This is a genomic window from Candidatus Nanopelagicales bacterium (assembly GCA_018003655.1).
In the GTDB taxonomy this organism is placed as follows: domain Bacteria; phylum Actinomycetota; class Actinomycetes; order S36-B12; family UBA10799; genus JAGNDY01.
Window position 1 is genome coordinate 1 of sequence record JAGNDY010000124.1, and the last position, 4,398, is coordinate 4,398.

At 64.4% G+C, this 4,398-nt stretch carries 7 protein-coding genes; 5 read left to right on the forward strand and 2 right to left on the reverse strand.

The features are described 5' to 3' along the window. The 3 genes from folK to KAZ48_10940 form a co-directional block, all read left to right on the forward strand. A partial coding sequence (folK, locus tag KAZ48_10930) for a 2-amino-4-hydroxy-6-hydroxymethyldihydropteridine diphosphokinase (GenBank protein ID MBP7973304.1) occupies positions 1-444 on the forward strand: 444 nt, incomplete at its 5' end. Beyond that, entirely contained in the window at positions 441-971 is a 531-nt protein-coding gene (locus KAZ48_10935; protein ID MBP7973305.1) for a DUF3180 domain-containing protein, read from the forward strand. The genes folK and KAZ48_10935, both read left to right, overlap by 4 nt. Before the next feature lie 38 nt (positions 972-1,009). Next, entirely contained in the window at positions 1,010-1,288 is a 279-nt protein-coding gene (locus tag KAZ48_10940) for a hypothetical protein (GenBank protein MBP7973306.1), read from the forward strand. A 29-nt stretch (positions 1,289-1,317) separates the two neighbouring features. Here the strand turns inward: KAZ48_10940 and KAZ48_10945 are convergent, their stop codons facing one another. Next, complete coding sequence (locus tag KAZ48_10945) at positions 1,318-2,712, reverse strand: HAMP domain-containing protein (GenBank protein MBP7973307.1); 1,395 nt, start codon at positions 2,710-2,712, stop codon at positions 1,318-1,320. Then, positions 2,709-3,404, reverse strand: coding sequence for a response regulator transcription factor (locus KAZ48_10950; GenBank protein ID MBP7973308.1), 696 nt, complete (start codon positions 3,402-3,404; stop codon positions 2,709-2,711). The genes KAZ48_10945 and KAZ48_10950 overlap by 4 nt, the downstream gene beginning before the upstream one ends. A gap of 199 nt (positions 3,405-3,603) precedes the next feature. Here KAZ48_10950 and KAZ48_10955 point away from each other — a divergent pair, with 199 nt between their 5' ends. Next, the gene (locus KAZ48_10955; GenBank protein MBP7973309.1) at positions 3,604-4,128 is read left to right on the forward strand and encodes a hypothetical protein; all 525 of its coding nucleotides are present in this window, start codon (positions 3,604-3,606) and stop codon (positions 4,126-4,128) included. Then, on the forward strand, positions 4,121-4,398 hold a 278-nt coding region (locus tag KAZ48_10960; GenBank protein ID MBP7973310.1), incomplete at its 3' end, for a hypothetical protein. The genes KAZ48_10955 and KAZ48_10960, both read left to right, overlap by 8 nt.

Below are 4,398 nucleotides of genomic sequence, written 5' to 3' on the forward strand. Positions count from 1 at the left end.
GCAGTTCGGGCCATCGCGGTGTCGCCGCTCGTGGAGACCGATCCAGTCGGTGGGCCCGATCAGCCCGACTACCTCAATGCCGTGCTGATCATTGAGACGACGTTGCCCCCGATAGAGGTGCTTGCGCTGGCTCAGCTCGCGGAAGCCGAGTGTGGCCGGACTCGTGATGTTCGGTGGGGTGCGAGGACCCTGGACGTTGATGTGCTGGACTACGAGGACATCCTGAGCAGCGATCCGGCGCTGATCCTTCCCCATCCACGGGCGCGCGAGCGCGGCTTCGTCTTGGTGCCTTGGGCGGGTGCGGACCCCGACTACGTGATCTCTGGAACGACCATCCGGGTTGCCGACGCGTTGACTGCGCTCGGCGACGCGGGAACCGAGGGGATTCGCCAGCGCGAGGACCTGTTCCTTACATTGCCCGAAGGGCATACGGTGACACCGTGACGACTACACGCCCGACCTTGCTGCTCATCTTGGCGGGGCTTGCCGGTGTCGTCGGTTGGGCAACTGTTGACCTGTTCCAGAGCCTGGTCGGCCGATCGCTGCCGGTGCCGTGGACTGCCGCTGCCACCTTGGCGTTGCTCGCCGTAGCGCTATTCATCTGGGCACTGACTATTCGGCCGCGAATCCTGCGCGCAAAGGGCACTCGACCAGTCAGCCCGTTCGTTGCGGCCCGGACGGCGGCGCTGGCCATGGCTGCCTCGCGAACTGGCGCCTTGGTCGCCGGCTTCTACGCGGGCATTGCGGTTCAACTCCTGAGCCAACTGGACAACGCAGCTGCCCAGCAGCGCTTCATCAATGCGTTAGCCGCCGTCCTGGCCGGGTTTCTGCTGGTCCTGGCCGCTCTCTGGTTGGAGCACATCTGTCGGCTGCCGGGTGATGACGACCCAGACAAGCAATCGGCGAGTGTCGACGAATCCGCCGGTGACTGGGTCCTGCCGAGCAACCCTCGCAGGACCGACAAAGCCTGAGGCGCTATCTCCGACCGCGAGCGGGTAAGGTCGCCGACGTGGACTACGAGGACCTGCCGTACGAAGAATTGCGCGACAAGGCGTTTGATCTTGCTGAAAAGCGCCACGACGTCGGCTTCTTTTATGACCTCTTCCGGCACACGCCAGCTATGCAGGCGACCGCTGATGAGGGGGGCTCGCTCGGGGACATCAGCGGCACCCTGGTGGAGTTGGTCGCAGCGGCTCGGGAGTCATTCGGTGAGGACAGCGTGGGCGACATGCAGCCCCTGTTCGTTGCCAACTTCGCCACCTACCTACGTGAGCACTCCGAATCCTGAACTCACCACGAGGCGCCATCCGATGGCCGTCACGGCCGCCGGAAGATCGCTACGGCTTCGGTGCCACCGTCCGCGGCCTCCCGCAGTTCGACGCTCGCGTCGCATGCCTCGGCTAGTTGGCTGACGATAGCCAAACCCAGCCCGGTACCGGCATTTCCTTCGCGGTCACGCCAGAAACGATCGAATGCACGGGCACGTTTGTCCGCAGTCAGGCCCGGGCCGTCGTCGATTACCCGCAATGTTGTTGCGGGGACCGGGGCTCTGCGGTCCACGTCGATCGCCACAGTCACGGTCGACCCAGCAGGACTGAACGAGATCGCATTGTCTAGGTAGTTGTCCAGAATCTGCTCCGGAGCTCCTGGGAAGGCGACGATCTGAGCGTCCGCAGCAGCATTTGCATGGATGTTGATGCCGCGCTCCTCAGCAAGTGGCTGCCACATGGCGATCCGATCGGTCGCCACCTCCGCCAGATCCATGGCGACCAGGTGGGGCTTGGCACCCTCGGCCCTGGCTAGGTGGAGCAAACCTTCGATCAGCAATTGCAGTCGTTCGGTTTCGGCCCTGGCGTTCTCCAACGGCTCGGAGGCGTCGGCCGGATCATGCGGGAGCGCCTGCGCCGCCTGATCCAATCGCAACTGCAGCGCAGTCAGCGGAGTGCGGAGTTGGTGGGATGCATCCGAGGCAAAGGAGCGCTGGGACTCGATCAACGAGTCCAGCCGATCCGCCATGGTGTTGAGGTTTCGTGCCAACGAACGCAGCTCTGGTGCCCCTGCGGTGGTATCCGCCCGCGCGGTCAGATCTCCGCTGGCGAGTTCTGCCGTGGTCGCTTGGAGCCTTCGCAGTGGGCGGGTGATGGTTCCGGCCAAGAGGAAAGCAACCACAGCGGCTGCGATGAGGGTCAGGAGGGCGACTATTCCAATTCCCTTGACCCGATCGTTGACCCGCTTGTCCAGCTCGGCAGCAGGGTAGGTCAGTCGGATCGCACCCAGGGTGTCGCGACCTGAAAGGACAGGCACAGCGACGTAGAGCAGTCGCGTCCCCAGCGTGGTGGATTCCCGTTCCCCCGATGCGGTCTGTCCTGCCAGGGCTTGCTGAATCTCCGGACGGGTCTCGAACGATCGCCCGACCTGCAACTCGGGCCCGCTCGAGGCAACCAAGATTCCTTCGGCGTTGACGACTGCGACGTCGGCGCCCTTCGATTTCCCGTATGCGGTGACAACTGCGGTGAGCTCAGCGTCGTTGAGCGCGGTTCCCGATTGCAGGGTGTCTTCTGATCGGCCGGCTAGCAGGAACGCGTCCCGCTGCAATTCGGTGATGATCCGATTGGACTCGATCGTGCGCAGGTAAGCCGCCAGCGGAACGTCCTGGACCAGGAGGACCAAGGTCGTCAACGCGAGCAAAACCGCAACCAGCCGCCACTTCACCCGCTAGCCCCGGGTTCAACGAGTCGAAAACCCACACCGCGGACGGCCTCAATCCAATCCGCATCGCCGAGCTTCTTGCGCAGGGACGCGACGTGGGCATCAACGGTCTTTGTCGGACCGTACCAATCCGTTTCCCACACCTCGCTGAGGATCTCCGTCCGCCGGCAGACGGCTCCGGGGTCCTCAGCCAGGAAGCTCAAGAGGCCAAACTCCTTGTTGGTCAGTGAGATCTCCACGCCACGCAGATAGACGCGCTGGGTGCGGCGGTCAATGCTGAGGGATCCGACATCTTGGGCGGTTGGGTTGTCCGTCGACGAGTTGGACAGGGGTGGATTGACACGGCGCAAGACCGCCCTGATCCGCGCGATTAGCTCGCGAATGCCGAACGGTTTGGTGAGGTAATCGTCGGCGCCGAGTTCCAGGCCGACAACCTTATCGACCTCGTCGTCGCGGGCGCTGATCACGATGATCGGTACCGCCGAGGCGTTCCTGATCGAGCGGCAAACGTCGCGACCGTCGATATCCGGAAGTCCAAGATCGAGCAGTACAAGCTCCGGAGACGGCATCGCACCGGCAGCTTTGAGCGCCTCGGCTCCAGTGGCAACGTGATGAACCGTGTAGCCGTTGGCGGTCAGCCCATCACGCACACCAGCGGCCACCGCAGGATCGTCTTCGACGAGGAGTACGAGCACACTTCATTGTGCTGCCTCGAGGCCGTGGGGGAGGCGGTTTGGACTGCGCCATCTGAGCAATCAAGCGACTTCTTGGCTAAGTCTTGGAAGTTAGCCTGTCGAAACCTCACTCGGGTACCAATACGTTCGATGCAACGGTCCCGGCCAGTCAGACCCACGGCTGGGACGGCACGAGATGGCGAAACACCGAGGAGGACCAATGCGAAAAGTCAGCGTCGCCACCGCCCTGTCAATTGCCGGGGTGCTGGTAGCCGGGGCGGCTGCCGCGGCTGTGAACACCCAAATACTGAGCGCCTCGAGTTCAGCCGAGGTCTCCTCGACTCAATCACTCCAGGCCGCCGAACAGGCGGTCGATCCGGTCCGTGCCGTGGCCGCCCAGAAGAAGCTGGAGCGCGAGGCCAAGCAGGCAAAGGAGCGCGAAGCAAAGAAGAAGGCGGCGCAACGGCGTGCCGCCAGACTCGCCGCACAAGGTTCGGCGGGCTCCGTAGGTGGCGACTACGCACAATTTGGATCTGGCCAAACCGGGGCGGGATCGGATGGTTACCAGTCGTCTGGGTCGGGCTCCAGTGGATCCCGCCGACCCGACTCGGGCCAATCGAGCGGGAACTCCGGATCCTCACATGGTGACGACGGTTACGGGCAGTCCGCAGGCTCCGATGACCACAGCGAGTACCACCCGCCGGAGAGTTCCGACAATCATGGTTCGGACGGTCGAGATGACTAGCGCGGCTAACGACCCCGGGCGCCGACACCCGGCCCGGGCCGCCCGCATCGCGACCGCCGGACTGTCTGCCACCGCCGTACTGGGTTTGACGGCCGCTTACGCAGTGGCTGCCCCGGGGCAAGATACGGCGGCCTCGGTCAACGGGTCCGCTGTCACAGGGCAGGATGGTTCGGTCGTTGTTCCGGCCGCCTTGCCCGGAGCGGACGCGGCGGCCCGAGCTGCCAAGTCCAAGGCACGCGCCGAGGCCCGGGCGGCGAAGCGCAAGGCCGC